Source organism: Athalassotoga sp., from assembly GCF_049965695.1.
In the GTDB taxonomy this organism is placed as follows: Bacteria; Thermotogota; Thermotogae; order Mesoaciditogales; family Mesoaciditogaceae; genus Athalassotoga.
The window spans coordinates 1-785 of the sequence record NZ_JBMFWB010000066.1 but is presented as its reverse complement, the minus strand read 5'-3'; the positions used below and the strand labels follow the sequence as shown (position 1 = coordinate 785).

Below are 785 nucleotides of genomic sequence, written 5' to 3'. Positions count from 1 at the left end.
CACAATTAAATATGAATAACAATATCAAATACATCTTAGATACAAATGTATTTATCGAGCCATATAGAAGATTTTATCCTTTTGATTTTCTACGTGAATGCAATTTCAAACTTACTAAATACGAAGAATAATCTTTTCTTAAAAATGACGAAGTAAAAAAATACAGGTAAAAAATTTGAAATAAAAAGTGAGGTAATAAAATGATCTATAAGTATACTACTATTAGTAGGTTAAAAGAAATTTTAAAATATGACACATTGTTTTTTCTAATATTATAATTAACCAAGTTTAAATTCGGAATTTAAAACTGGTTCAGTATATAATAAGATAAATTGAAAATTACCAATTTGATAGTTAAAAAATTAGGAGTGGATGTTATTTGGAGAAAAACACTGAGAATATGATAGCAATTTATGAAGGAGACAGCCTTCATGGAACTAAAATCGATATCAATTATGAAAAAACATGTGATTGTCAGCCTAATCATCTTAATTGCATGACACCAAAAGAATGGATAAAAAATCAACTTGGAGTATGGCAATTTAATTATGAAGGCAGAGATATAAGAGACAAGAATCTTCACCCTGCAACTTTTCCAATTTCCTTATCTAAAAAAGTAATAGAATTATTTACACATATCAAAAGAAGATTTAATAAAGCGCCTTAAAGAAATAAGAAAAATGGGATGGATATCAAACAATCGTCCTGGAAATGTTGGAGGAATAGGAAACACGTTAGAAGATTTGTTAGGCATTAAGGAAAATCATCTTCCGCTTCCAAATGCA

Annotated in this window: 2 protein-coding genes; both read left to right on the top strand. The window is 27.3% G+C overall.

Annotated elements, in window-relative coordinates; all coding sequences use genetic code 11:
- Nucleotides 1-400: 400 nt before the first annotated feature.
- On the top strand, nt 401-667 hold the full coding sequence (locus tag ACP5NR_RS08765) for a hypothetical protein (protein WP_428006366.1): 267 nt from the start codon (nt 401-403) through the stop codon (nt 665-667).
- Between the two features lie 13 nt (nt 668-680).
- On the top strand, nt 681-785 hold a 105-nt coding region (locus tag ACP5NR_RS08760), incomplete at its 3' end, for an MvaI/BcnI family restriction endonuclease (RefSeq protein WP_428006367.1).

What these genes read in the sequence shown, in the direction of transcription:
- ACP5NR_RS08765 (WP_428006366.1), top strand. Translation starts at nt 401, where the DNA reads ATGATAGCAATTTATGAAGGAGACAGCCTTCATGGAACTAAAATCGAT.